Consider the following 25,604-nt stretch of genomic DNA (forward strand, 5'->3'; position numbering starts at 1 on the left):
TCACGCGGCAGAAGGCATCGCTTGACCTCCACATGGGCTGCATTGCGCCACATGTCAACCTTCTTGCCCCAAATGCCGGTGGCACCTTTGGCCAAATCCCGCTACATCGAAAGCCCGTGCGACAAGGGGCGAGACATGCGCAAACCGATCATCCACCGTTGCGAAGCCATGGGCCTGCGCATGACCGGCCAGCGGCGTATCATTGCGCAGGTGATTGAAGATGCTGTCGACCACCCCGATGTCGAAGAGCTGTTACGCCGCGCCGTGGCGCGCGATGCGGGCATCTCGATCGCGACGGTGTACCGCACGGTAAAGCTGTTTGAAGAGGCCGGTATTCTCGACAAGCTCGAGTTTGGCGACGGGCGCGCACGCTACGAGGATGCCGAGCGTGAGCATCACGACCACCTCATTGACATGAACTCCGGCGAGGTGATCGAATTCGTCGACGCCGAAATCGAAGCCTTGCAGGAACGTATCGCAGCCAAGCTGGGTTATGAACTACGTGGACACCGGCTCGAGCTTTATGGCGTGCCGCTCAAAAAGGACCCGACATGACCGACCGTGACCGCCCTCTGCTTGCCGTATTGATCGACGCCGATAACGTGCCTGCCAAACATGCCGCCAAGATCATGCGTGAAGTGGCCTCTATCGGTGAACCTGCGCTGCGCCGCGTTTACGGTGACTGGTCGAACGAGCATCTTAAAGGCTGGCGCGAGCCGATCCGCACGCTCGGGCTGGTCGCCCATCAGGAAACCAACAATTCGCGCGGCAAGAACGCCACCGACATCGGGCTGGTGATCCATGCAATGGACATCCTGCATTCGGGCAAATTCGATATGTTTGTCATCGTGTCCTCGGACAGCGACTTTACCGCTCTTGTAAATCGCCTGCGCGAAGACGGTCTTACGGTGATCGGTATTGGCGAGCAAAAGACCAACGAGTCCCTGCGCAACGTCTACAACCGTTTCATTCTGATCGAGAATATTCCTGACCCAGACGCACCTGCCGTCCCCGTAAAAGGCAGTGCAGCGGACAAAGCGCTGCCGTTGTTCCGCGAGGCCTTTGACAAGATCGACAGCGAGGACGACTGGTACAACCTCGGCCAGATCGGACAAGCCATTCAGGCCCGTCACCCCGATTTTGACAGCCGCACCTATGGCTACGGCAAACTCAGCGCACTGGTCTCGGCGCTTGATACGCTGGAGACCCAGAAGCTCGGCAACCGGATGATGGTCCGTCCCAAAGATTAGCTCACGGATGGCAAAACCGCATCGGCGCCAGCGGCACAGCAAAAGAGCGAAGCCGAAGTAGAGGCCGAAGCCGACCCTTGGGCTTCTTGGATGGCAGGCACCCCGCCGTCCTAGCCTGCGTTTTGGTACTTGGATTGCAGGTTAAATTACGCGGTCTCCGTCGGGCTGCGCTGCCTGCCGTGACAAGCGCGCCAACATCCAAGGCAGCACGATACTCAGCACCACCAAGCGCATGATATGGCAGGCCGCAACAAAGCCCGGCACCACGTTCAGGACCACGCCAATGGCAATCATCGTCTCCAACCCGCCAGGGGCAAAGGCGACCAACACATGCGCTATCGGCATCTCCAGCCCCCAAGCCACGGGCAGCGCGCCCAGGCCAGCGAGCCCGACCGCAATGGCCGTGATCGTCAGCCCCGCCGCCAACCCGCTGAAAAACAACGCAGGCGTGACACCGGAGAACCGCGTGCCAATCAAAGCGCCCAAGACCAGATAGGCAGGCAACACCAGCCATTGCGGCAACACGCCTGCTGTCACGCCAGTCAGATGCCCCAGCGCCGAGACCACCATCGCACCCAGCAACAAAGGTGCAGGTACCGAAAAGCGTTTGAATGCCAGCCCTGTCAGCACCGCGGCCGCGAACAGCAACACCATACGCAGGGGCGCCATTTCAGCCCCCAGCGGCGCGATGTTACCCGAGACATCGACTCCCATCGCAATGGCAAGAAACGGCACCACCAAGGTCAATAACAACAACCGGACCGACTGGGTGATCGAAATCCGCGCAACATCGCTGCCGATGCTGCTGGCCATGGCGATCACAAAACTCAAATGCCCCGGCGCCGCGGCCAGCAAGGCCGAACGGGCGTCAAAGCCGAACCACCGCGTCAGCACCATGCGACTGACCACAAGGATCAACACAATCACCCCCCCCATCAGCACAAACGCCAAAGGCCAGCGCACCATCGCCGCCAGCGCATCCGCATCAAACCCCGCCCCTACGGTGACGCCCAGAATAACAAAGCACCCATCGCGCAACCGCGCATCAATCGCCGTACGCATGCCCGCCAAACCGGCAAGGCTGACCGCGACAGCAGGGCCCAGCAACATATAGACTGGCGCCGATAGCGCCCATGCCAGCCAAGCTCCGAAAGCGGCAAGCAAAACCGTAAGCCCCGTGTCTGCGGGGGAGCGTGAAAGGGAAGGCCATCTCATGTGCGTGGTGCTAGCATCTTGGCCTGCGCGCTGCCATACCCCTTGCCCCCGCAGCGCAAAAAGGCCATGGCGACAGCACGACTTATGACCTCCCAATTCCCTACCTGAAGGACTTCCGCGATGGACAATCTGCGTGGCGCTTTGCTGATGACGCTGGCGATGCTTGGCTTTGCCATCGAGGACATGTTCATCAAGTTGCTGGCGAATGGCCATGTCCCTATCGGCCAGATATTGACGATGCTCGGCGTGGGTGGCGCAATCGGTTTTGGGGCCATCGTGGTGATCCAAGGGCAAAGCCTGTTTGACCGCGTCTACCTCTCTCGTCCGATCATGCTGCGCGGCGCGGGCGAGATGATCGGCACGCTGGCCTTTATCTCTGCCATCACGCTCACGCCGATTTCCAGCGCCTCTGCGATTCTGCAGGCGACGCCGTTGGTGGTGACGCTTGGTGCCGCGCTGTTTCTGGCCGAACCCGTTGGTTGGCGGCGTTGGAGCGCGATTTTGGTCGGGATGTTCGGCGTTGTACTGATCATCCGCCCGGGCATGGACTCGTTCCAGCCTTTGTCGCTGCTGGCGCTGATCGCGGTCCTTGGCCTCTCCACCCGTGATCTGGCGACCCGCCGCGTACCGGCACAGGTCACCTCGATGCAACTCAGCTTTATGGGGTTTCTCGTGCTTATCCCCACGGGCACCGCGCTGATGGCGGTAACGCAGACCCCCTATGTCGGGCTGGACCTCACACAATCTGCCTATATCGCCTGCGCCCTCATCATCGGGCTTTTTGCCTATTACGGCATCGTTGCTGCGATGCGCATTGGCGATGTCAGCTTTGTCACGCCGTTCCGCTATGCGCGTCTGGTCTTTGCACTGGTCGTGGGGGTCACGGTCTTCAGCGAGACCCCTGACAGTTTCACCCTGATCGGGGCCGCGATCATCGTCGCCTCCGGCGTCTATACCGTGCTGCGCGAGCGTAAAACACGCCCCCTAACCACCGTCAGCCTTTCCAAGCCCGGCCCGGCAGGCTAAACCACCGCCAAATCCGCAACAGGAGACCCCCATGAGCACGATTATCGACATCCACGCCCGCGAAATCCTCGACAGCCGCGGCAATCCCACGGTTGAGGTCGATGTGATCCTCGAAGACGGGACCATGGGCCGCGCCGCCGTGCCTTCGGGCGCGTCGACCGGCGCGCATGAAGCCGTCGAGCGCCGTGATGGCGACAAATCGCGCTATATGGGTAAAGGCGTTTTGGAGGCCTGCGCCTCCGTGAACGGCGAGATCGCCGAAGCACTGGTCGGCATCGACGCTACCGAGCAGGTCGAGATCGACGAGATGATGATCGAGCTTGACGGCACTGCCAACAAAGCCCGCCTTGGTGCCAACGCGATCTTGGGTGTGTCGCTGGCTGCCGCAAAAGCGGCTGCCGATTATTGCACACAACCGCTCTATCGCTATGTCGGCGGCACCTCGGCCCGCGTGCTACCTGTGCCAATGATGAACATCATCAATGGCGGCGAACACGCTGACAACCCGATCGATATTCAGGAATTCATGATCATGCCTGTCGCGGCGGAAAACATCCGCGACGCCGTGCGTATGGGTGCCGAAGTCTTCCACACCCTGAAAGGCGAGCTTTCTGCCGCTGGCCTTGCGACTGGTGTCGGCGACGAAGGCGGCTTTGCGCCCAACATCAGCTCTACCCGTGATGCGCTTGATTTCATACTGAAATCCATCGAGAAGGCGGGCTATAAGCCGGGCGAGGATATCTACCTTGCACTGGATTGCGCCGCGACCGAATACTTTAAGAATGGTCGCTACGAGCTTAGCGGAGAAGGGAAATCCCTCTCCAGCGACGAAAACGCAGACTACCTTGCGGCCTTGGTGGGCGACTACCCGATCATCTCCATCGAAGACGGCATGGCGGAGGACGATTGGGACGGCTGGAAGGCCCTGACCGACCGGATCGGCGATAAGGTTCAACTGGTCGGCGACGATCTGTTCGTCACCAACCCCGAGCGGCTGAAAATGGGCATCGAACGCGGCAGTGCCAATTCGATGTTGGTCAAGGTCAACCAGATCGGCACGCTCACCGAAACCCTGCGCGCCGTCGATATGGCCCACCGCGCGGGCTTCACCAATGTAATGTCGCACCGCTCCGGCGAGACCGAAGATGCCACCATTGCCGACCTCGCCGTGGCCACCAACTGCGGCCAGATTAAAACTGGCAGCCTCGCACGCTCCGACCGGCTGGCGAAGTACAACCAGTTGATCCGCATCGAGGAAATGCTGGGCGAGACCGCCACCTACGCTGGGCGCAGCATCCTGCGTGGCTAAGCCAGTTACCATCCGACAGGCCACTTCGGAGGCTGATATCAACGCGGTACGCACGCTGTGCTGGGCGTACCGCGATTTCTTGCTGAACTACGCCCCCGCCGAACGCGCCATGACCGAGACCTTCTATCCGCAGGCTAAATATGCCCTGCTGATGGACGATCTGGCGCAAATCCACGCCCGCCCGTCCGGTGTCATCCTGATGGCAGAGCGCGATGGCGAAGTGATCGGCTGTGGCATGTCCCACCGGCTGAGCGATACATCCAGTGAAATCAAGCGCCTCTATGTTACCGACGCCGCGCGCGGCACGGGTGCGGGTCGTTTGCTTTGCGAAGGCCTGATCGCCCAAGCCCGCAACGATGGCTTTGTGCAGGTCTTGCTGGACACGTCAAAATCATTCGCACCGGCGCGTGCCCTCTATTCTGCCTTGGGCTTCCAGCAGCGCGGCCCCTACCAGCCATTGCCCGCACTCGCCGAAGACCTTGTGGTGTTCTATGAGCTGTCCCTCACTGCGGCCCCCGACGCGTAATCTAATCTTTGGCATGACGGTCGCAATTATTTTGCACGGCAGGCTAATTTTCCATAACATTACACCATGATACCGCTGCTCTCTACCGCATTCCTGCCCAATCCCGGCACTCTTCTTTTGATGCCGGATGGCGCAGCGCAACCCAAGAAAACCGCCCGATGAACCGTCGATTAATCCCCTATCTCGGCATCGCCCTGCTGGCAGGTCTCTACTTTTTTGACAGCCGCCAGCGGACCGAGCGGCTCTTGCCTGCAACGCTGCTGTCAATCGAAGATCGCGACGATTCTGCCGGACCGGACAGTTGGCACATGCAGGCCCGCACCAGCACAGGCGAGGTCGCTCTTGCGCCCATCAAACACTATCCGTCCCTGCGCGTCGGTGACCGCATCTGCGTCACTAAGATCACCCGACCGCGCGGCGAACCGGTATTTCGTTGGTCACCGCAATCCTCCTGCTGATCCTGCTTGCACAGCAAGTATCAGGCACGCAATTTACACCCTATGAATCACGCCCAGTTTATCGCCACCCTGCCGCCCGAACGTAAGGCAGCCCTGCTTGCACAGTCCAAAATCCGCGGGCTGGTCCATCTCGCAGCGCACCTCGGCATTTTGGCGGCAATGGCGGCCTACATCACTGTGCAAGCCCCGCTTTGGCCGCTTATGCTTCTACCTTACGGCATCACGATGGTATTTTTGTTCACGCTGAGCCACGAATGCACCCATAAAACGCCCTTCGCCCAAACAGGGCTCAGCGATATTGTCGGCCACGCAGTCTCCCCGCTGATCGCGCTGCCCTTCACATGGTTTCGCTACTACCATCTGGCGCATCACAAATTTACCAATGATCCCGCCCGCGACCCCGAGATAGCCGGCCATCCGCGCCCAACCACATGGCCGGAATACCTGGTCTATCTGTCTGGCTGGGGCTATTGGGCAGGCAATGCGAAACTGCTCTGGCACCACGCCCAAGGGCGCATCACCGCGCCCTACCTGCCGTCCCGAAAACACCCCGCCATGCGCCGCGACGCCAGTATCCTGCTGGCCCTCTACGGCTTCGCCGCGATTTCCCTGTTATTCTCGCCGTTGGTGTTCTGGCTGTGGCTGCTACCCGCCCTGATCGGCCAGCCTTTTTTGCGGCTTTACCTGCTGGCCGAGCACGGCCACTGCCCGCCCGTCGCCAATATGCTTGAAAACACCCGCACTACGCTCACCAATCGCCTGCTGCGGTTTCTGGCGTGGAATATGCCCTACCACGCCGAACATCACGCAATGCCGATGGTGCCATTCCACGCCCTGCCATCCTTGCACGCGGAAATCGCGTCACACCTTAAATCCGTCTCGCCCAGCTACCGCAGCTTTACCAAAATCTACGCCCAATCCCTGAAGCGCTAACCTTGCTTCTGGCAAATCGCAAACTTTCTGCCTAGCCACGCCGCACCGAAGGCATCGAAACCGTGCCACCTCCCACAGCCGCGCGAACGCCGGTCGTGCCCGGGCAAGAGGTTGGTAGCCCCCGCGCCACCCGAACTGCCAGATACCCGAATGCCTGTGCTTCCAGCATGTCGCCATCCAGTCCGACCGCTTCGACCGCCACTACTGAACAATCCAGACTGACCTTCAGCATTTGCATCAACACAGGGTTATGCCGCCCGCCGCCTGTCACCAAAACCCGCGCCGGTGGCGTCGGACAATGCTGCATCGCCTCGGCCACGCCTGCGGCGCACATCGCTGTCAACGTCGCGGCAGCATCGGCATCACCCAACTCTCCGACCAAGGCGACCATCTCGGCAAAATCGTTCCGGTCCAGCGACTTGGGTGGCATCTTCGCAAAGAACGGTTCAGCCAAAAACAGCTCCAGCGCGCCTTGCTCCACGGTGCCGCGTGCCGCCAGCTTGCCGCCTTCGTCATAGGCCTTGCCCAGACGCGCCTGCATTAGATCGTTCAGCGGTGCATTGGCGGGGCCGGTATCAAAGGCCAGCAAGGCACCTTCCGCCTCGGGTCGCGCACAGGACGGGTCCACCCATGTCAGGTTCCCGACCCCACCAAGGTTCAAGAACGCAACTGGTTCGGTCATACCGGCATAGCGGGCGCAGGCATGGTGAAAGAACGGTGCCAAGGGCGCGCCCTCGCCGCCCAGCTCAACATCGGCACTGCGAAAATCCCAAACCACCGGCAGCCCCAGCGCCTCGGCCAGCACCGCGCCATCGCCAACTTGCAAGGTGCCCTGCATGCGCGGCGCATGAGCCAGCGTCTGGCCGTGAAAGCCGATCAGATCAACTGCGTCAAACCCATTCAGCACTTCCAGATGCGCCGCCTCGACCACGGCCGCCGCGGCCGTCACCGCGTCCCCAGACCATTTGCCAAAGCCCGCTGCAATCACAACCCGCTCGGCCTCCGAATAGGCACGATAGCGGCTCTCACCAAACCCCGTGATATCATGCCCGTCAGTGCGCACGACTGCTGCATCGACCCCGTCCAGCGACGTGCCCGACATCGCACCCAATGCGCTTACCACGCCTGTTTTACCAATGGCCTTATTCATGGCCTTTTCCTTTGTCTGCCCGCAGCCTATAGATTGCCCCGCAATTCACTGACGAGGCAAGCTTCATGACCTATCACCCAAAATCGGATTTCATCGCCGTGATGATGCAGCGCGGATTTCTGGCCGACTGCACCGATTATCAAGGTCTGGACGAAGCCCTGATGAAAGGCGCCCAACCCGGCTATATCGGATTTGACGCCACTGCCAAGTCCCTGCACGTCGGATCGCTGATCCAGATCATGATGTTGCGCTGGCTGCAAAAAACCGGCGGCAAACCGATCACCCTGATGGGCGGCGGCACCACTAGGGTGGGCGATCCCAGCTTTCGCGCCGATGAACGCCCGCTGCTCGGCCCTGATGATATTGCCGATAATATCGCGGGCATCAAAAAGGTATTCAGCGCCTACCTGACCTATGGCGACGGCCCTTCCGACGCGCTAATGATCGACAATGCCGAATGGCTTAACGGGCTGAACTACCTCGACTTTCTGCGCGACATCGGGCGGCATTTCTCGATCAACCGGATGTTGTCGTTCGAATCGGTCAAATCACGGCTCGACCGCGAACAATCGCTGTCGTTCCTTGAGTTCAATTACATGATCCTGCAGGCCTATGACTTCATGGAGCTGCACCGCCGTTACGGCTGCATCCTGCAGATGGGTGGCTCGGATCAGTGGGGCAATATCGTTAACGGCATCGACCTGACCCGCCGGGTGATCGACGGGGAAGTCTACGGCCTGACTTCGCCGCTGCTGACGACTTCTGACGGCAAGAAAATGGGCAAATCCCAGTCCGGCGCGATCTGGCTTAACCCCGATATGCTGTCGCCCTATGAGTTCTGGCAGTTCTGGCGCAACACCACCGATGCCGATGTGGGACGCTTCCTCAAGCTCTACACCGAGCTTCCGGTCGATGAATGTGACCGCCTTGGCGCACTCGCAGGATCCGAAATTAACGAGGCCAAGATCCGATTGGCTAACGAGGTCACCGGCCTGCTGCACGGTGCCGAGGCGGCCCAAACTGCCGAGGCCACCTCCCGCGAGGTGTTTGAACGTGGTGGCGTTGGGGATGACCTGCCGACACTGACCCTCAGCGCGGCGGAACTGGGCGATGGGATTTCCATCGTGCAGCTCATTGTGCGTGCCGGTCTGGCTGGTTCGGGCAAAGAGGCCAAGCGCCTGATCTCCGAAAATGGCGCACGGATCGACGATGCACCGCTGACCGATGCGGGCCTGATGATCGACGCTGCCGCTCTTGCTGCGCCGATCAAGCTTAGTGCTGGCAAAAAGCGCCACGCGCTCGTGCAACTGGGCTAAAATACAAACTCTGCCGCCCTGCACAAACGGGGCGGCAGAGTGATCGCCTGCCCGCCCTTGCCGCCTCTTGCACCCCCGCCGCGTCCATGATCATCTGCGGCAAAATTGCATATCGGGGGGAAATTCCATGAAACTCGCAACCACATGCGCCATCGTCACAGGCGGGGCGTCGGGCCTCGGTGAAGCCACGGCACGCCACCTTGCGGAAAATGGCGCCAAGGTCACACTGCTCGACCGTGACGAGACCCGTGGCCCGCAGGTCGCCGCGGATATTGGCGGCCATTTTATCGCCACCGACGTAACGGACGAACTTTCGGTACAGGCTGCCATTCACTTCGCTATTGAGCAGATGGGCAGCATCACCGTCACAGTGAACTGCGCCGGAATTGCCTATGGCATCAAAACCATCGGCCGCGATGGCCCGCACCCGCTTGATGCTTTCCAGCGCACCATCGACATCAACCTTGTGGGCAGTTTCAACGTGGCGCGTCTGGCTGCTGTTGCCATGGCCCGCAACGAGCCCGAACCTGACGGTGCGCGCGGCGTGATCATCAACACCGCCTCAATCGCCGCCTATGACGGTCAAAAGGGCCAAGCCGCCTATGCCGCTTCCAAGGGCGGGATCGTTGGTATGACCCTGCCGATGGCGCGTGATCTGGCCAAAGACGGCATTCGCGTGATGACCATTGCCCCCGGTATCTTTCACACACCGATGTTGGCAGGCTTGCCCGACGACGTCCAAGCGGGTCTTGCCGCCGATGTGCCCAACCCCGCACGTCTCGGCAACCCGTCTGAATATGCGCGGTTAGCCGGTTTCATAGTCGAAATGGGCTATCTCAATGGCGAAGTCATTCGGCTTGATGGGGCCTTGAGGATGCGGTGATGACAGTGTCAGCGCACTGGCAAGGCCGCCTGCTACACATTCACACCACCCCCAAAGCCCGCGCGCCGATGGTGGCACACAGTAGCGCTGATTTGGTGGCAGGCGTCGGAATTGAAGGCGATCGCTATGCGCAGGGCATCGATACTGGCACCTATTCCGCCTTTCCTGACGTGCGAGAAGTGACTTTGATCGAAGTCGAGACACTCGAAGCCCTGCTGCGCGATCATGGGATCACCCTCGACCCTTCTGAGCATCGCCGCAACCTGACCACCCGCGACGTGCCGCTCAACCATCTGGTCGGACGGCGCTTTAAGGTCGGGGATGTGGTATTGGAAGGCGGGCGGCTCAATACGCCCTGCCGCTATATCGATATGATCACTGGCAAGACGATCGACAAGCTTTTGACCCATCGCTCGGGGCTCAACTGCCGTATCATCACCGGTGGTTCCATCACCACGGGCGCGGTCATCACCCCCCTGTGATGCAGCCAAACGGGGTGAGCCAGACAGGCAGGCGGCTCAGCCCCCTGCCTTCTCCTCAAGCGCCATCCACTCTTCCTCGGCTGAGGAGAGCTTTTCCTGACGCTCGACAAGGGCTTGCGTGGCTTTCTTGAATTTCATCGGCTCGCGGGTAAAAAGCTGCGGATCTGCCAGCAAAAGCTCGAGCTTGCCAATCTCCGCTTCAATTTTCGCAATCTCTTCGGGCAAGGCTTCCAAACGGTGCTTCTCGGTAAAGCTCAAGCCGGACTTCGCCGCCTTTGATTGCTTTTCCTTTGCCGCAGGTGCCTTGGCCTTGGTCACCGAGTCGGAGAAATCATCCTGCCCGCGCTGGTTCAGGTAATCAGTCCAGCCACCGGCATAGACCGTGGCGCGCCCGTCGCCCTCCATCGCAATGGTGGTCGCGGCCACACGGTCCAGAAAATCACGGTCGTGGCTGACCATGATCACCGTGCCGTCATAGCTGTCGAGCAATTCTTGCAACAGATCGAGCGTTTCGACGTCCAGATCGTTGGTCGGTTCGTCCAACACCAGCACATTGCTCTCGCGCGCCATGATTTTGGCCAGCAACAACCGTGCCTTCTCGCCGCCCGACAGGGACCGGACCGGTGCCCGCGCCTGACCCTCGTCAAATAGGAATTCTTTAAGATATCCAACAACATGCTTTGGCATGCCGCGCACCAAAACCTGATCCGCTTTGCCCGAGACCCGCATATCGGGATCACCGGTCAGGCTGTCCCACAGGGTCATGTCACCATCAAGCTGCGCGCGCGCCTGATCAAACAGGGCGAGCTCCAGATTGGTGCCCAAAGTGACCTTGCCACTATCGGGTTCTTCTTTGCCAATCAGCATGTTCAACAGCGTGGTTTTGCCCACACCATTGGGGCCGACCAAAGCAATCCGGTCGCCGCGCTGCACCTTCAACGAAAAATCGCGCAGAATCGTTTTATCGCCGAACTGCTTGGAGATGCCTTCAACCTCGACAACCTTGCGGCCCGATTTCGTACCGGCCTCCAGCACCATCGCCGCCGTGCCCTGCCGCGTGATCTGCGACGACCGCTCGGCCCGCAATTCCTGCAACGCCCGCACACGGCCCTGATTGCGCTTGCGCCGCGCCGAAATCCCCTCAACCGCCCAACGCGCCTCCGCCTTGATTTTGCGGTTCAGCTTGTGGCGCTGCATGTCCTCTTCTTCCCACATCTGGTCACGCCACGCCTCAAACCCGCCAAAGCCGGTCTCTTGACGCCGCACCATGCCGCGGTCGATCCACAAGGTCGCCCGCGTCAACTCGCGCAGAAACGCGCGGTCGTGGCTGATGATGACAAATGCGGTACGGGTCTGCTTCAGCTCGTCCTCAAGCCAGCGGATCGCTTCGATATCCAAATGGTTGGTCGGCTCGTCGAGCAGCATCAATTCAGGCTCTTCGGCCATCAAGCGCGCCAAAGCCGCACGCCGCCGCTCACCGCCACTGGCGGTTGCCACAGGACGTGCAGGGTCAAACTTCAGCCCCTCGCCCGCCCGCTCGACCTTATACATCTCACCCGGATCCAGATTCGCTGCTGCAAAATCGCCCAGGGTCTCGTACCCGCTCAGATCGGGTTCCTGTTCCATATAGCCGACCGACACGCCCGGACCGGCCACGACCTCGCCGCTGTCGGCTTCGACCAGACCGGCCATCACCTTCATCAGCGTCGATTTGCCCGACCCGTTGCGCCCTACAAGCGCGACGCGGTCGCCCGCCTGCACCACAAGGGACAGGCCTTCGAAAACCGGATCACCGCCAAAGGTCAGCGAAATTTCATTGAGTTGTAAAAGAGGTGCTCTTGCCATGGCGCCTCGCTACCCGCACGCCGCAGGGACGTCAACGGGCCTCCTGTTTTTGGCCCTAAATATCTCCGGCGGCGGCTAAAAATCTCTCAAACCAAGGCCCGCAACAACCGTTTTCGACTGGCAGGGATCGCGCCGATCTCCAATCCGGTGAAAACATGCAGCGTATTCATCCCGGTATCGACGACTGCATGATCACTCACCCAGCCCCCCATCATCAGATAACTGCGCAGCAAGGGGGGCATCCGCAGCATGGCTTTGCGCAGATCAGGCTTGCGGCGAAGCTTTGCGGCATAGCGAAACACATGCGGCGCCTTTACCTGTGGCAACCAGCGTGCCGGTGCCAGATGCCGCGCTTTCAGCATCGCAAAGGCATCAAGGTACTGCGCTGTATCGATCCCTGCGAAAGACGCGCAGCCAAACAGCATCTGCACGTCATGCGCATCGACAAAGTCGGTCATCGCCGCCCAGGCGACGCGCACAATATCCGGATCGCGCCAGTCAGGGTGCACGCAAAACCGGCCCAACTCCAACATCAGCCCATCGTAGCCCTGCAATGCCTGCAGATCATAGAACTGCGCGGCATAGCTGCGCGGCAAATCGGTGCCCCGCAAAGCCAGCAGGCGGAAACAGCATACCAGCACGCCGCTGTCGCGTGCGCGTACCAGCACATGCACCGCGCCGGCGTCAAAGCCCTCGATATCAAGGTCTTGCGAAAGCCCGAAACATTGGGCCCGCAACCGCTGGGCGGCTTCGATATCGGCCTGCCCCTGCGCTTGCGCTGCGATGTATTTGCCTTTGACCAGCGGCGTCAGCATCCTGTCCATCCCACCGCCCCCTGCCGAAGCATCTGTGCCGATGACATGTGACCGCGTCATGACGTCATGCTATCCGCCGAAACCGGCCGGATTAAACCGTCCTAAGTTGCCCAGCAAACGGCGCAGAATCGATGTTCTGCTGACATCCGAGGTCGTCACGCGGCGCGACAGGGGCACAACGCGGCCCTCCTCTAACCCGAAACGTTCCACATTCTGGACAACACCGGCGTTGGTAAAGCTGATCGCAACCACTTCACGCTCGATCTCGCGCGGCTCGAAGGGGCCGATGATCTTAAGGCGGGTGCGTACGTAATAGTAGCCACCGTCCCCCAAAACGCCCGATGAGGTCGGGACGCCGATCTTTTCGGCGACGCTGTCACGGGTGTCCTGACCGACCTGAATGGTCTGCAAGTCTGCCTCAAGCGGGACATAACCGTGGTTCTCAAACTGGGGTGTACAGGCGGAAATCGCCAAAAAGGCCGCGCAGGTTGCCGCCCGCAGGGCATTTCTGCCAGATCGGTTCACATCACGCATTTTGTCTGCCCTCTTGCCCTTTAAACGTCTGGCTTTTATCTCGCATACACTAAGGGCCCCCTCGGGTTCAAGAAACGAAAGTTAATGCACATGTCCCGTACCCCTCCCAGCCCCACCGCTCTGCGCGTTGCAGACCTGCTGCAAAGCGCCCGAAATACCTTCGCGCTGCGCCCTGACGCCGCGACCTGCACCGAGATCGCCAACACGCTTGATCTTTCGGCGCTGCGCAAACTCAGTTTTGAAGGCGAGATTGTGCCCTTGGGCAAGACTGATTGGGAGCTGCGTGCAAAGCTCGGTGCGACCATCGTCCAGCCCTGCGTCGTTACCCTTGAGCCTGTTACCACCCGGATCGACCAGAAGATCACCCGCCGGTTTGTGCATGATTATTCTGATCCCGAGGACCCCGAGGTCGAGATGCCGGAAGACGAAACCACCGAGGCGCTCGGCGCTTGGATCGATCCTGCGGTGGTGATGCAGGAGGCTCTGGTGCTTGCGGTGCCGGAATATCCGCGCAAGGACGAGGCCGAACTCGGACAGCTGGTTTACACCAAACCCGGTGACGCGCCGATGACCGACGAAGATGCGCGGCCTTTTGCCGGATTGGCCTCGTTTAAGGACAAGCTTGAAGGAAAATGACCGCAGGGTAGGACGATTGAGGCCAAATACTGGCTTGCATCCCTTCGTTTTGACGGTATTTTGCCCGCCTCACCCCAATTAAGGTTGGACAATGCGAGGCTGCGGGCCTAAAGCGGCGTCACGCCCGACCGGGTCCGAAATTGAAACACGGCTGATGTGCACCGCGAAGTGCCGTTTGGCCCCGAATGACAAAGGCACCAGACATGGCTGTCCAGCAGAATAAAGTTTCCAAATCGCGCCGCAATAACCGTCGCTCGCACGATTCGCTTACCGCCGCCAACCCGAACGAATGTTCGAACTGTGGTGAACTTAAGCGTCCACACCACATCTGTGCGGCCTGTGGCCACTATGATAACACCGAAGTTGTTGCTCTGGTCGACGAGATTGATCTGGAAGACGACGCAGCATAAGCTGCTTCAGGTATATCGCATAAATTGATCAGATGAGGCATTCGCAATCGATGACGGCCCCGACCGATCAGACCGCAGCGAAAGCCGGGCAGACCTTGATTTCTGTGGACGCCATGGGTGGTGACCAAGGCCCGGCCATTGTTGTGGCCGGGTGTGCCTTGTCCGCCAAGGTAAACCCAGACATCACGCTTATCTTGCATGGTGACGAATCTGTGCTGGCTCCGCTCGTGGCAAAACGTCGCGAGCTTCAGGGCCGGTGCGAGATTCGTCATGCCGCAGATGTTGTCACCATGGATGACAAACCCAGTCAGGTTGTCCGCACCGGCAAGGACACGTCAATGTGGTCCGCCATCGAGTCTGTGCGCACGCATGAGGCTGCCGTTGCCGTGTCATGTGGCAACACCGGTGCGCTGATGGCGCTGTCGATGATCCGCCTTAAAAAGCTGCCCGGTGTTAACCGTCCGGCGATTGCGGTGCTTTATCCCTCCTCCAACCCGCAAGGGTTTAACGTGATTCTCGATGTTGGCGCCGATGTGCGTGCCGATGCCGAAGATCTGATGCGCTATGCGCTGATGGGCGCTTCCTATGCCCGCAACGGCATGGACCTTAAACGCCCGCGCGTCGGTCTGCTAAACGTTGGCACCGAAGAGCACAAAGGCCGCGCCGAGCTTAAAGAAGCTTTTGATCTGATCCGTGGCCAATCGGACGATGCTGGCTATGACTTCGTCGGTTTTGTCGAAGGTGTTGATGTTTCTGGCACCCGCGCCGATGTGATTGTTACCGACGGCTTTACCGGCAATGTGGCGATCAAGACCGGCGAAGGCACTGCGAGCATGATCGGTGCGCGCCTGCGCGAAGCTTTCAAATATTCGCCTCTGTCGCGTCTGGCCTCGCTTCTGGCCTATACCTCACTGCAGCGCTTGAGCAAAAAGATTGACCCGCGCCGCGTGAATGGTGGCGTGTTTCTCGGTCTTAATGGTACAGTGGTGAAATCGCATGGCTCTGCCGATGCGATGGGTGTCTCGGCTGCGATCAAGCTGGCGGCGCAATTGTCCGCCAACCGGTTTAACGATAAAATTGCCACGCGTGTTGCTGTTGTGCTTCCTGGCGAGGAAAAATCTGAATGAATTTGCGTGCGGTTATCATCGGTTGCGGCCATCACCTGCCCGAGCGGGTGGTGGAGAATGCCGAGTTTGAGAAAACCCTCGATACGAATGACGAATGGATCAAGTCGCGCTCCGGCATTGAACGCCGCCATTTCGCCGCCGAAGGGGAAACGACCTCCGCGATGGCAACCGCCGCTGCCAAAGCCGCACTGGCGGATGCAGGGCTTGTGGCCGATGACGTCGATGCAATCATTCTGGCGACCTCTACAGCTGATCTGACCTTCCCCTCAGCCGCGACGATGGTGCAGGCCCAATTGGGCATGACCGGCGGCTTTGCCTTTGATGTGCAAGCGGTTTGCGCGGGCTTTGTTTATGCGCTGTCCAATGCCAATGCGCTGATCCTGTCGGGTCAGGCGCGCCGCGTGCTGGTAATTGGCGCCGAAACCTTCAGCCGCATCATGGACTGGACCGACCGCAGCACCTGCGTGTTGTTTGGCGATGGTGCCGGTGCCGTGCTGCTTGAGGCGCAAGAAGCCGAAGGCACCCCGCAGGATCGCGGCATTCTGGCGACAGACCTGAATTCGGACGGGCGCTACCGTGATCTTCTCTATGTCGATGGCGGCGTCAGCACTGGCACCACCGGTTATCTGCGCATGCAGGGCAATCAGGTGTTCCGCCATGCGGTGGAAAAGCTAGCTGCCACAGCCACAACGGCGATGGAACGTGCTGGCGTCGAGGCCAGCGATGTCGACTGGATCGTGCCGCATCAAGCTAATATCCGCATCATCCAAGGCACGGCTAAGAAGCTCGGCCTGCCTATGGATAAGGTTGTCGTCACGGTGCAGGACCACGGCAACACTTCTGCTGCATCGATCCCGCTGGCGCTGTCCGTCGGGCGGCAACGGGGCCAGATAAAGCAGGGCGACCTGATCGTCACCGAGGCAATCGGCGGCGGATTGGCATGGGGCGCGGTGGTCCTGCGCTGGTAACTGCCTGACGAAACGTGCAAAAGTTCCGCCTAAAAGGTGCCTCGCAAGTCATTAATATTGACACAGAAAATTGTGACAGCCTATGGTGTTCCAAAATATGGGGGATGTAATGGCCAATAAGACCTTGACGCGGATGGACCTGAGCGAAGCTGTTTTCGCGGAAGTTGGTCTTTCCCGCAACGAAAGCGCGCAACTGGTCGAAGCTGTTCTTGAACACATGTCCGATGCGCTGGTGGCCGGAGAGCAGGTTAAAATCTCGTCCTTCGGCACCTTCTCGGTGCGCGATAAAACCGCCCGTGTGGGCCGCAACCCGAAAACCGGCGAGGAGGTCCCGATTGACCCGCGCCGTGTGCTGACCTTCCGCCCATCGCATCTGATGAAAGACCGGGTCGCGGACGGGAACAAGTCCTAACCCATGGCCAAATCGCCAGACGCTTTTCGCACCATCTCAGAAGTTGCTGACTGGTTGGGCATCCAAGCCCATGTGCTGCGCTTTTGGGAAAGCAAATTCACCCAAGTAAAGCCGATCAAACGTGCGGGCGGTCGGCGGTATTATCGCCCAGCAGATATGCTGCTTTTGGGTGGCATCAAGCGGCTGCTGCATGATGACGGGCTTACCATTAAGGGCGTCCAAAAAATCCTGCGCGAAGAGGGCATGAGCCATGTCGCGGACCTCTCCGGCCCGCTGGACGAGTTGACGCTGTCGCAATTGGGGCCGGTCGATGCCGTCCCGGTGGTTACGCCACTGCCCGAGCCTGAAATCGAAGAAAAAGGCGTGGTACTGGATTTCCGTGCCACGGCGCCCGAGCCTCCCGCGCCCGAAAGCTCCGCCGAGCCCATCACCGCGCCTGAAAACGTTGCCGCACCTGTTGACGAGATGATGCAGGATCCCGCCTCAGCTGGCGAAGAAATGCCCGACGCCGTTGATACCGATGCTGCTCCGATGGCCGCTGATGAAGGCGAAGACACGCCCTATTCCGTGGCAGAAGTAGAGGCTTCGTCACCGGACTTGGTTTCCGAATTGGAAACAATGGAGACTGTTGACGAAACAGAAACAAAAACTACCGACGCGGCGGTATCTGAATCCGGGATGATCGGGCAAGCGCTGGATCGCGCAGAATGGACAGCAGCCGAGACAACTTCCGAAGCAGGCGACGAAGCCGCTGAGGCAAGGCCTGTGCAAACCACAGATCAAGCACCATCAGAAGCCGACCAGCCGCAAGCGTCTGAGCAGACAGCAGAGCCAACCGCCCTGCCCGCCTTCCTGCGCCGCCCGCTGGGAGACGCATCCCCACAGGTGCCACCTGTCTCTGACAACACGCCCCCTGCGATGGAGGGGTCCTCTCACGACAAGCCAGAGGATAAAAAGCCCGAAATCGCAGCCCAGTCAGAGCCCCAATTCGCATCCCACGAACAGGATGAAGCTGAGCCGCAGATCGAGCCTGAACGGACCGTATCAGAACAGGCCGAGCCCGAGCGCCAGCCCGAACCCGAACTGCAGGCCGAGCCTGTTAAGCCCGTCCAAGAGCCTGAGCCGACACAACAATCCGAACCGGCTGCACCACCAGCGCCAAAGCCGCGGGTGATCGACACGCCTGCGGTGCCTTCGGACTCGGAAATTGCCGCGGCCCCTTCGTTGCTCTCTGCTGCCTTCCGCGCGCGCGGCTTCTCTGCCCGCCAAGCGGCCGAAATTGCTCCTGCGCTGGCGAAATTTGCCGCATTGCGCGATTCGATGGCCGCCACCCGCAAGGGCGGCGCTCCGGCTGATCGAAAAGACTGATCTGCGCCATGCACGCGGTGCGAATTCCCTCTTGCACCGCAGGCAAGATCAGGTATGAACCGCCCATAGTCGGGCTATGGCGCAGTCTGGTAGCGCGTCCGTCTGGGGGACGGAAGGTCGCAGGTTCGAGTCCTGCTAGCCCGACCAACCGATTTACAGCGCCCGCACCTTTATCGGTGCGGGCGTTTGTCTTTGCGAGAGGTGCGACGCGATGAACGGTGTAATTCCCAACCAGCAGATCGCGCAGATGATCGCGCAGCAGGCGATTACCGCCGATCCCGCCGTCACCCCCGAACAAATCCAGCCCGCCAGCCTCGATCTGCGCCTTGGCACCACAGCCTACCGTGTGCGAGCATCGTTTCTGGCAGGACATGGCAACAAGGTCATGGACCGGCTGGCCGAATTCCAGATGCATCAGATCGATCTGACCCATGGCGCCGTTCTCGAAAAAGGCTGCGTCTATGTAGTGCCGCTGATGGAACATTTGGCGCTGCCCGAGGATGTCGCGGCTGTGGCTAATGCCAAAAGCTCAACCGGACGGCTGGACCTGCTGACCCGCACCATCACCGATGGCGGCACCGAATTTGACCGCATCGGCGCAGGCTATCAAGGCGGGCTCTACGCCGAGATCTGTCCGCGCTCGTTTTCGGTCCTCGTCCGGCCCGGCATGCGGTTAAACCAGATCCGTTTTGGCCGTGGCGTTGCGGTGCTGGATGATGACGGCTTGCGTGCCTTGCACGCCGAGACGCCACTGGTGGATGGCGTGGCCGTGATTGACGATGGCTTGGGCTTCTCCGTCGATCTGAAACTACCCGACACCACGCTCGTTGGCTACCGTGCCAAGCCACATACCGGCGTGATCGACCTTGACCGCATTGGCCACTATGCGGCGGCGGATTTCTGGGAAGAGGTGCATAGCGCCAATGGCCAGATCATCCTCGACCCCGGTGCCTTCTACATCCTCGTGAGCCGCGAGGCTGTGACAATCCCGCCCGAATATGCCGCCGAAATGGCGCCCTATCTGGCGATGGTCGGTGAATTCCGCGTGCATTACGCTGGGTTCTTCGACCCTGGTTTTGGCCATGCCTCGGCGGGCGGTGTTGGATCACGCGGGGTTCTGGAGGTGCGCTGCCACGAAGCGCCGTTTGTGCTGGAGCACGGACAAGTTGTAGGGCGATTGGTCTATGAGCGCATGGCCGAGGTGCCGACCCAGCTTTATGGTGCGGGCATCGCCTCGAACTATCAAGGTCAGGGCCTCAAGCTCTCCAAGCACTTCCGCTAAGAGAACCGCGCACGCCGAAACGCTGCGCGTTCTAAAGCATTCAGGACCTGATCAAAGCTTGGTGACCCGCCGCACGGCTTTCATCGACTGGCTCGCACGTTTCCCATTTTGCTGCGATGCACGGCCCGCTTGACGGTCTTGCTTGCTCATTTGCGGTTGATCCGTGCCCGCATCGGCCATATCGCGCCCTGATCTGTTTTTGCCGATCTTGGATGCCTGATTGATCCCCGCACTGATGCCACGGCGCACCAACTGGTTCATCACTTGACGGATAATCATGTTGATAATTTGGTTCATTGCCCAAAACTCCTTAATACCTCGCGGCATTATATAGCACGAATTGCGGCCCTTTTCAGGTTCTGTGCGATCAATCCTCGAAAAGTTCGCTCTGACCACGGGTCGCTTCTTCTTCGACCTCGCCATCGCCGACAATCGGCAGCGATCCAAAGGGGGGACGGTTCTCCAGCAATCCGGCGGCGCGCAATTCCTTCAAGCCAGGCAAGTCGCGGGCGTTTTCCAACCCGAAGTGGTCAAGGAACTCCTGCGTGACTACGAAAGTCACCGGACGGCCCGGTGTCATCTTGCGGCGGCCAAAGCGGATCCATTCCATCTCCAGCAGCTGGTCCACAGTGCCGCGCGACACCGACACACCGCGAATCTCCTCAATCTCGGCGCGGGTGACGGGCTGGTGGTAGGCAACGATGGCAAGGGTTTCGATCGCGGCGCGGCTAAGTTTGCGGACCTCGACAGTCTCCTTTTGCATCAGAAAGCCAAGGTCGGACGCGGTACGCATGGCATAGCCGTCACCGACCCGCACCACCGTCACACCGCGCCCCTCATAGCGTTTGCGCAGATGCACCATTGCCTCGGCAGCGTCCGAGCCATGCGGCATCCGCCCGTCCAATTCGGCCAGCGTGACCGGCTCGGAGGTCGCAAAAAGCACGGCTTCGATCATCCGCTCCTGTTCGGCCAGCGGCGGTGCGGCAAACAGGCTTTCTTCTTTTTCTTCAGTCTCTGGGGTCACGCTTAACGTTCCTTCTTGCGCAACTGGATCGGCGCGAACAGCTCGGATTGGCGAATTTCGAGATGGCCTTCCTTGACCAGTTCGAGCGAGGCGGCAAAGGTTGCGGCAGTGGCCGAGCGCCGCTTGACGGGGTCAATCTCCCACCCCTCGGGCAGATAGCTGGTCAGGTCCGACCAATCCCCTGCATAGCCAATCAGCCCGCGCATCCGCTCCAGCGCCTGCTCCATCGTAAACACTGCATCCCGGTCCATCACAAAGGGGCGGAAATCGTCACGGGTGCGGATACGGGCGTAGCCCTGCATCAGATCGAGCAGCGTCGCGGTATAGGTAACGCGGCGCACCCGCTCGACCTCGTGGGTTTGGCCACGGGCAAAGAAGTCACGGCCCAACTGGTCGCGGGCCATCAGACGGGCAGCAGCATCGCGCATCGCTTGCAAACGCTCAAGCTGGAACGCCAGATGGGCGGCCAGTTCCTCGCCCGAGGGACCTTCATCCTCAGGGTCGGGCGGCAGTAGCAGGCGCGATTTGAGAAAGGCGAGCCATGCCGCCATCACCAGATAGTCCGCCGCGAGTTCGAGCCGCAGCGCCTTGGCCTGTTCGACAAAAGCAAGGTACTGCCGCGCCAGTTGCAGCACTGAAATGCGCCGCAGGTCGACCTTTTGTGTGCGGCTGAGGGTCAGCAACAGGTCAAGCGGGCCTTCGAACCCGTCAACGTCGATGATCAGCGCTTCTGCGGCAAGCCGCTCGGCAACCGAGACTGTGTCTTCCTCGAATGTGGTATCAGCCATGTCCCGCCCCACCCAGAAGCGTCTCAAGTTCGCGCTCAAGGGCGGTGATGTCAACATCGTCAGGCGCTGTGCGACAGGCCATCGCTGCATCGGCGCGGGTTTGGGCGGTTGGTGTCATCCGGCCTGCGGCCTCGGCGACCGCGCGGCGCTCGACCAAAGTATCGTTGCAATGCAGGATCACATCACAGCCTGCTGCAATGGCTGTGCGGCTGCGGCTGGCCAGATCGCCCGAGAGCGCCTGCATGGAGATATCATCGCTCATGATTAGCCCTGTCATGCCGATCTCGTCGCGGATCAGCCCCATCACCTTGGGCGACAGGGTCGCAGGCAAGTCGTCGATCGCGGAAAACACAATATGCGCGGTCATCGCCAGCGGCGCGTGACGCAGGTGGTTGAAGGGCAGAAAATCGGTTTTGCGCAGGGTGTCGAGCGGCGCGTCAACCACGGGCAGGTTATGGTGGCTGTCGAGCGTGCTGCGGCCATGGCCGGGCGCATGTTTGACCACCGGCAACACGCCGCCTGCGACCATCCCTTCCATCACCACGGCCCCAAGGGCTGCGACAACTGCCGGATCGCTGCCATAGCAACGGTTGAGCAAAAACGGATGGGTCTCGGGCAAAGCAAGATCAAGGTTGGGGATGCAATTGCTGTCGATGCCAAGTTGGCGCAGATCATCGGCGATCAACCGTGCCCGCAGATACATCGCCCGCGAGGCCGAGGCGGCAGCATTCACGAAGTCCAGTGCCGGTAGCCATGCGCGTGCCAAAGGCGGGCGCAGGCGCTGCACGCGCCCGCCCTCCTGATCAATCGTGATCAGACAGTCGCGGCCCACTGCCTCGCGAAATTCCGTACAAAGCGCACGGATTTGATCCGGGGTTTCCAGATGGCGGCCAAACAGGATGAAGCCAAAGGGATCAGCCTCGCGAAAGAAGCGCTTTTCCTCCGCCGTCAGCAGTGGTCCGTCCGAAGACAGGATCGTGGCACCAAACGTGCTCATCGGCGCATCACCGCGTTACGACAGGAATACAATCGGCGTTTTCAGCGACCAAAGCCGAGCAGAAGCGCCGTGCGTCAGCGATATCCTCAAAGCCGTGAGCGCGCAGACGGTAAAACACCCGCCCGCCGCTGGTCGCCTTTTGGACGACCCGCTGTTTGCCATCAAGATAGGCTGAAAAGCGAATATTCAGTTGGTCCCATTGCTCGCGCGCCACTTCGGGGCTGTCGAACGCGCCCAACTGGGCCAGCCGCGTGCCTTTGGCCAGTGATGCGGGGTCAATCTCGGCGGCGGAAGCCTTGGCAGCGGCGGGTGCGTCGCTGCGCAGCGAGGCCTGCACCACCATCGCAACGTCATTGGGTCGTTTACGCGGCCGCAGCGAGTTGCGCACGCCTGGTGCGGTGATGCTATTGGCCGGTGCGGATTCAAGCTCGGGCTCGACGACCACAGCGGCCTGTTCGATATCAGCAAGCTGGTCCGAGGTTGCATCCATCGGGTCGATGCCGGCGGTCAATTGCTCGACCAAAGCTGTCACATCGCCGGACTGCAAAGCGCCTGCGACATCGGGAATCTCGCCCTCCATCGCGGCCTCGGCTGTGCCGTCCTGTGGTACGTCTGCAACCATTGCCACCAAAGTGATCTGGTCTTCTTCGGTCAACTCGATAGGGCTGGGTGCCAAACGCAGTTCATCTGCGGGTGCGCCCGCTGTGCCCAAGGCCGCAACGCTGTTGACGGAAAGGCCTTGGTGCTTGGCCAACTGCCCGCCCGGCTCGTCTGGACGGACCCGCATTTCACCGACCGCAGCCTTCACCACAGGGATGCCGCTGACGTCGCGCACCAACAGCTTGTAGCCCCAGACACCAATGCCTGCGATTAACACGAGCGAGACCAAAGCCCCCGCACCATTTGTCAGCTTGCCCAAGGTGTTAGGCTGCGGAGCGGTGCTGAACTCGCTCTGGAAGTCATAGCTGTAATCGCCCCCGTCAGGGGTATGGTTGAAGTCTGCCATCTGCGCCTCGCTGCCCGCTGCGGTACATTGCCAAGCGGGTCTGATCTTGGGGTTGCCTGTCGTGGCGCGTGGTGCGTTTACCGCATCTCCTGCGCCGGGCTCACGCCAAGAATACCAAGACCCGCCGCAATTACAATCGCTGTGGCCCGCGCTAGGGCGATTTTTGCCTGCGAGGTTTCGGGGGCGTCTTCCTGGATGAACCGCAACTGGGTTTCGTCGTTGCCACGGTTCCAAAGCCCGTGCAGATCGCCCGCCAGCTCATAGAGGTAAAACGCGACACGGTGCGGCTCGTTGCTGCGTGCGGCGGTCTCCACCAGACGCGGCCATTCGGCGATCTTACGCAGCAGCGCCAGCTCGGCCTCATGATCCAGCTTGCCCAGATCGGCGGCTTTGAGGGCCGCATCGCTCACGTCGATGCCTGCGGCTTCGGCCTTGCGCAGCACGCTGGCGACGCGGGCGTGGGCATATTGAACATAGAACACAGGGTTCTCGCGGCTCTGCTCCAGCACCTTGGCGAAATCGAAATCAAGCGAGGCATCGTTCTTGCGCGTCAGCATCACAAAACGGGTCACATCCGGCCCGACCTGATCGACCACGTCGCGCAGGGTCACAAAGGTCCCTGCCCGTTTGGACATCTTGAACGGCTCACCATTTTTATAAAGCTTCACCAATTGCGTGAGCTTGATATCGAGCGGCACGCGGCCTTCGGAAAGCGCGCTGACCGCAGCCTTCATCCGTTTGACATAACCGCCGTGGTCGGCGCCGAACACGTCAATCAGCGCGTCAAAGCCGCGTTGCACCTTGTCATAGTGATAGGCGATATCGGGCGCGAAATAGGTCCATGCCCCGTCAGATTTCATCACCGGACGGTCAACGTCATCGCCGTGTTTGGTGGACTTGAAAAGCGTCTGCTCGCGCGGTTCCCAATCTTCGGGCTTTTTGCCCTTCGGTGGCTCCAGCACGCCTTCGTAGATCAGGCCTTTGTTGCGCAGATCCTCGATCGCCTTCTCAATCAGGCCGGTGCCGTAAAGCGACTTTTCGGAGTAGAAGACATCCATCTTGACGCCCAGAGCGGCCAAATCAGCGCGGATCAGGTCCATCATTGCCTCAGTCGCGAAGTTTCGCACTTCTTCGAGCCAGACATCCTCGCCCTGTTCCAGATAGGCGTCGCCCACTTTTGATTTCAGCGCCTCGCCGACCTCGATCAGATAGTCTCCCGGATAGCTGCCCTCGGGCCAGTCAACAGTCAGGTCATGCGCCTCTTGATAGCGCAGATAAACCGAACGGGCGAGCACATCGACCTGCGCGCCGCCATCGTTGATGTAGTATTCACGGGTCACATCGTAACCGGCAAAATCCAGCAGGCTGGCCAGCGCATCGCCAAAAACCGCGCCGCGCGTGTGGCCGACATGGAGCGGGCCGGTCGGGTTGGCCGATACATATTCGACGTTGACCTTTTTGCCCTGCCCCAAAGTGGCGCGACCAAAATCGGTGCCCTCGTTCAGCACGACCTGTGCGATTTCCTGCCAGACCACAGGCGCCAGACGCAGGTTCAGAAACCCCGGTCCGGCCACATCGGCTGCGGTGATCCGTGGGTCTTGCATCAACTGGCGGGCCAGCGCGTCGGCAATCTCGCGCGGCTTCATGCCAGCGGGCTTGGCCAGCACCATCGCGGCGTTGGTCGACATATCACCATGCGAGGCATCGCGGGGCGGCTCGGCGGTGATCGCGTCAAAGTTCAGTGTTTCGGGCAATGCGCCCTGATTAACCATCGTCTCAAGCGCACTGATGATGGTTTGGCGTATTTCGGCAAAGAGGTTCATGTCGGTCTTCCTGTGTTCACC

The 25,604-nt window shown here is 60.4% G+C and carries 28 protein-coding genes and 1 tRNA gene; 18 read left to right on the forward strand and 11 right to left on the reverse strand.

Annotated elements, in window-relative coordinates; translation table 11 throughout:
• The first annotated feature begins 135 nt into the window (after positions 1-135).
• Both BM174_RS03360 and BM174_RS03365 read left to right on the forward strand, forming a co-directional pair.
• Entirely contained in the window at positions 136-555 is a 420-nt protein-coding gene (locus BM174_RS03360) for a Fur family transcriptional regulator (RefSeq protein ID WP_093922613.1), read from the forward strand.
• Positions 552-1,250 (forward strand): NYN domain-containing protein, encoded by a 699-nt coding sequence (locus tag BM174_RS03365; protein ID WP_093922422.1) that lies wholly within the window; start codon positions 552-554, stop codon positions 1,248-1,250. The genes BM174_RS03360 and BM174_RS03365 overlap by 4 nt, the downstream gene beginning before the upstream one ends.
• A 141-nt stretch (positions 1,251-1,391) precedes the next feature.
• Here BM174_RS03365 and BM174_RS03370 read toward each other — a convergent pair whose 3' ends face one another.
• Positions 1,392-2,465, reverse strand: coding sequence for an AbrB family transcriptional regulator (locus BM174_RS03370; protein WP_093922423.1), 1,074 nt, complete (start codon positions 2,463-2,465; stop codon positions 1,392-1,394).
• Between the two features lie 120 nt (positions 2,466-2,585).
• Between BM174_RS03370 and BM174_RS03375 the strand changes: the two genes are divergently transcribed.
• The 5 genes from BM174_RS03375 (at position 2,586) to BM174_RS03395 (ending at position 6,717) form a co-directional block, all read left to right on the forward strand.
• Complete coding sequence (locus tag BM174_RS03375; protein WP_093922424.1) at positions 2,586-3,491, forward strand: DMT family transporter; 906 nt, start codon at positions 2,586-2,588, stop codon at positions 3,489-3,491.
• A gap of 31 nt (positions 3,492-3,522) precedes the next feature.
• A complete protein-coding gene (gene eno / locus BM174_RS03380; RefSeq protein ID WP_093922425.1) occupies positions 3,523-4,800 on the forward strand; it encodes a phosphopyruvate hydratase in 1,278 nt (425 codons plus the stop codon).
• Positions 4,793-5,326, forward strand: coding sequence for a GNAT family N-acetyltransferase (locus BM174_RS03385; RefSeq protein ID WP_093922426.1), 534 nt, complete (start codon positions 4,793-4,795; stop codon positions 5,324-5,326). The genes eno and BM174_RS03385 overlap by 8 nt, the downstream gene beginning before the upstream one ends.
• A 158-nt stretch (positions 5,327-5,484) precedes the next feature.
• On the forward strand, positions 5,485-5,784 hold the full coding sequence (locus BM174_RS03390; RefSeq protein ID WP_093922427.1) for a hypothetical protein: 300 nt from the start codon (positions 5,485-5,487) through the stop codon (positions 5,782-5,784).
• 42 nt (positions 5,785-5,826) lie between these two features.
• A complete protein-coding gene (locus BM174_RS03395; protein WP_093922428.1) occupies positions 5,827-6,717 on the forward strand; it encodes a fatty acid desaturase in 891 nt (296 codons plus the stop codon).
• A 31-nt stretch (positions 6,718-6,748) separates the two neighbouring features.
• Here BM174_RS03395 and BM174_RS03400 read toward each other — a convergent pair whose 3' ends face one another.
• On the reverse strand, positions 6,749-7,867 hold the full coding sequence (locus tag BM174_RS03400) for an anhydro-N-acetylmuramic acid kinase (protein WP_093922429.1): 1,119 nt from the start codon (positions 7,865-7,867) through the stop codon (positions 6,749-6,751).
• A gap of 65 nt (positions 7,868-7,932) precedes the next feature.
• Here BM174_RS03400 and tyrS point away from each other — a divergent pair, with 65 nt between their 5' ends.
• From tyrS to BM174_RS03415, 3 genes are all read left to right on the forward strand, one after another.
• Complete coding sequence (tyrS, locus tag BM174_RS03405; RefSeq protein WP_093922430.1) at positions 7,933-9,183, forward strand: tyrosine--tRNA ligase; 1,251 nt, start codon at positions 7,933-7,935, stop codon at positions 9,181-9,183.
• 127 nt (positions 9,184-9,310) lie between these two features.
• Complete coding sequence (locus BM174_RS03410) at positions 9,311-10,066, forward strand: 3-hydroxyacyl-CoA dehydrogenase (RefSeq protein ID WP_093922431.1); 756 nt, start codon at positions 9,311-9,313, stop codon at positions 10,064-10,066.
• On the forward strand, positions 10,066-10,548 hold the full coding sequence (locus tag BM174_RS03415; RefSeq protein ID WP_093922432.1) for an MOSC domain-containing protein: 483 nt from the start codon (positions 10,066-10,068) through the stop codon (positions 10,546-10,548). Before BM174_RS03410 ends, BM174_RS03415 begins: the two co-directional genes overlap by 1 nt.
• 36 nt (positions 10,549-10,584) lie before the next feature.
• Here BM174_RS03415 and BM174_RS03420 read toward each other — a convergent pair whose 3' ends face one another.
• The 3 genes from BM174_RS03420 to BM174_RS03430 form a co-directional block, all read right to left on the reverse strand.
• Positions 10,585-12,393, reverse strand: a complete 1,809-nt coding sequence (locus BM174_RS03420) for an ABC-F family ATP-binding cassette domain-containing protein (protein WP_093922433.1) — start codon at positions 12,391-12,393, stop codon at positions 10,585-10,587.
• A gap of 86 nt (positions 12,394-12,479) precedes the next feature.
• Positions 12,480-13,208, reverse strand: a complete 729-nt coding sequence (locus BM174_RS03425) for a GNAT family N-acetyltransferase (RefSeq protein WP_093922614.1) — start codon at positions 13,206-13,208, stop codon at positions 12,480-12,482.
• Positions 13,209-13,277: 69 nt separating this feature from the next.
• Positions 13,278-13,742, reverse strand: coding sequence for an outer membrane protein assembly factor BamE (locus tag BM174_RS03430; protein ID WP_093922434.1), 465 nt, complete (start codon positions 13,740-13,742; stop codon positions 13,278-13,280).
• A gap of 90 nt (positions 13,743-13,832) precedes the next feature.
• Between BM174_RS03430 and BM174_RS03435 the strand changes: the two genes are divergently transcribed.
• From BM174_RS03435 to BM174_RS03470, 8 genes are all read left to right on the forward strand, one after another.
• Entirely contained in the window at positions 13,833-14,378 is a 546-nt protein-coding gene (locus BM174_RS03435) for a YceD family protein (RefSeq protein WP_177209401.1), read from the forward strand.
• A 203-nt stretch (positions 14,379-14,581) separates the two neighbouring features.
• Complete coding sequence (gene rpmF / locus BM174_RS03440) at positions 14,582-14,788, forward strand: 50S ribosomal protein L32 (RefSeq protein ID WP_093922435.1); 207 nt, start codon at positions 14,582-14,584, stop codon at positions 14,786-14,788.
• A 50-nt stretch (positions 14,789-14,838) separates the two neighbouring features.
• Complete coding sequence (gene plsX / locus BM174_RS03445) at positions 14,839-15,915, forward strand: phosphate acyltransferase PlsX (RefSeq protein WP_093922436.1); 1,077 nt, start codon at positions 14,839-14,841, stop codon at positions 15,913-15,915.
• A complete protein-coding gene (locus BM174_RS03450; protein ID WP_093922437.1) occupies positions 15,912-16,883 on the forward strand; it encodes a beta-ketoacyl-ACP synthase III in 972 nt (323 codons plus the stop codon). The genes plsX and BM174_RS03450 overlap by 4 nt, the downstream gene beginning before the upstream one ends.
• A gap of 109 nt (positions 16,884-16,992) precedes the next feature.
• The gene (gene ihfA, locus BM174_RS03455) at positions 16,993-17,295 is read left to right on the forward strand and encodes an integration host factor subunit alpha (protein ID WP_093922438.1); all 303 of its coding nucleotides are present in this window, start codon (positions 16,993-16,995) and stop codon (positions 17,293-17,295) included.
• A 3-nt stretch (positions 17,296-17,298) separates the two neighbouring features.
• Positions 17,299-18,663, forward strand: a complete 1,365-nt coding sequence (locus tag BM174_RS21325; RefSeq protein WP_245766253.1) for a MerR family transcriptional regulator — start codon at positions 17,299-17,301, stop codon at positions 18,661-18,663.
• A gap of 70 nt (positions 18,664-18,733) precedes the next feature.
• Positions 18,734-18,810 (forward strand) — tRNA-Pro (locus BM174_RS03465).
• Between the two features lie 64 nt (positions 18,811-18,874).
• Positions 18,875-19,945 carry a 2'-deoxycytidine 5'-triphosphate deaminase gene (locus BM174_RS03470; RefSeq protein WP_093922439.1) on the forward strand — a complete coding sequence of 357 codons (1,071 nt, stop codon included), beginning with the start codon at positions 18,875-18,877 and terminating at the stop codon, positions 19,943-19,945.
• 51 nt (positions 19,946-19,996) lie between these two features.
• Here BM174_RS03470 and BM174_RS03475 read toward each other — a convergent pair whose 3' ends face one another.
• The 6 genes from BM174_RS03475 to argS form a co-directional block, all read right to left on the reverse strand.
• Positions 19,997-20,242 (reverse strand): hypothetical protein, encoded by a 246-nt coding sequence (locus tag BM174_RS03475; protein ID WP_093922440.1) that lies wholly within the window; start codon positions 20,240-20,242, stop codon positions 19,997-19,999.
• Positions 20,243-20,312: 70 nt separating this feature from the next.
• Positions 20,313-20,969: an SMC-Scp complex subunit ScpB gene (gene scpB / locus BM174_RS03480; RefSeq protein WP_177209402.1), complete on the reverse strand. Its 657-nt coding sequence runs from the start codon at positions 20,967-20,969 to the stop codon at positions 20,313-20,315.
• Positions 20,970-20,971: 2 nt separating this feature from the next.
• A complete protein-coding gene (locus tag BM174_RS03485; protein WP_093922441.1) occupies positions 20,972-21,757 on the reverse strand; it encodes a segregation and condensation protein A in 786 nt (261 codons plus the stop codon).
• Positions 21,750-22,754: a beta-N-acetylhexosaminidase gene (gene nagZ, locus BM174_RS03490; RefSeq protein WP_093922442.1), complete on the reverse strand. Its 1,005-nt coding sequence runs from the start codon at positions 22,752-22,754 to the stop codon at positions 21,750-21,752. Before nagZ ends, BM174_RS03485 begins: the two co-directional genes overlap by 8 nt.
• 7 nt (positions 22,755-22,761) lie before the next feature.
• Positions 22,762-23,760: an SPOR domain-containing protein gene (locus BM174_RS03495; protein ID WP_093922443.1), complete on the reverse strand. Its 999-nt coding sequence runs from the start codon at positions 23,758-23,760 to the stop codon at positions 22,762-22,764.
• A 77-nt stretch (positions 23,761-23,837) separates the two neighbouring features.
• Positions 23,838-25,583 carry an arginine--tRNA ligase gene (argS, locus tag BM174_RS03500; RefSeq protein WP_093922444.1) on the reverse strand — a complete coding sequence of 582 codons (1,746 nt, stop codon included), beginning with the start codon at positions 25,581-25,583 and terminating at the stop codon, positions 23,838-23,840.
• Between the last annotated feature and the right edge of the window lie 21 nt (positions 25,584-25,604).

Source organism: Sulfitobacter brevis (assembly GCF_900112755.1).
GTDB classification, from domain to species: Bacteria; Pseudomonadota; Alphaproteobacteria; order Rhodobacterales; family Rhodobacteraceae; genus Sulfitobacter; species Sulfitobacter brevis.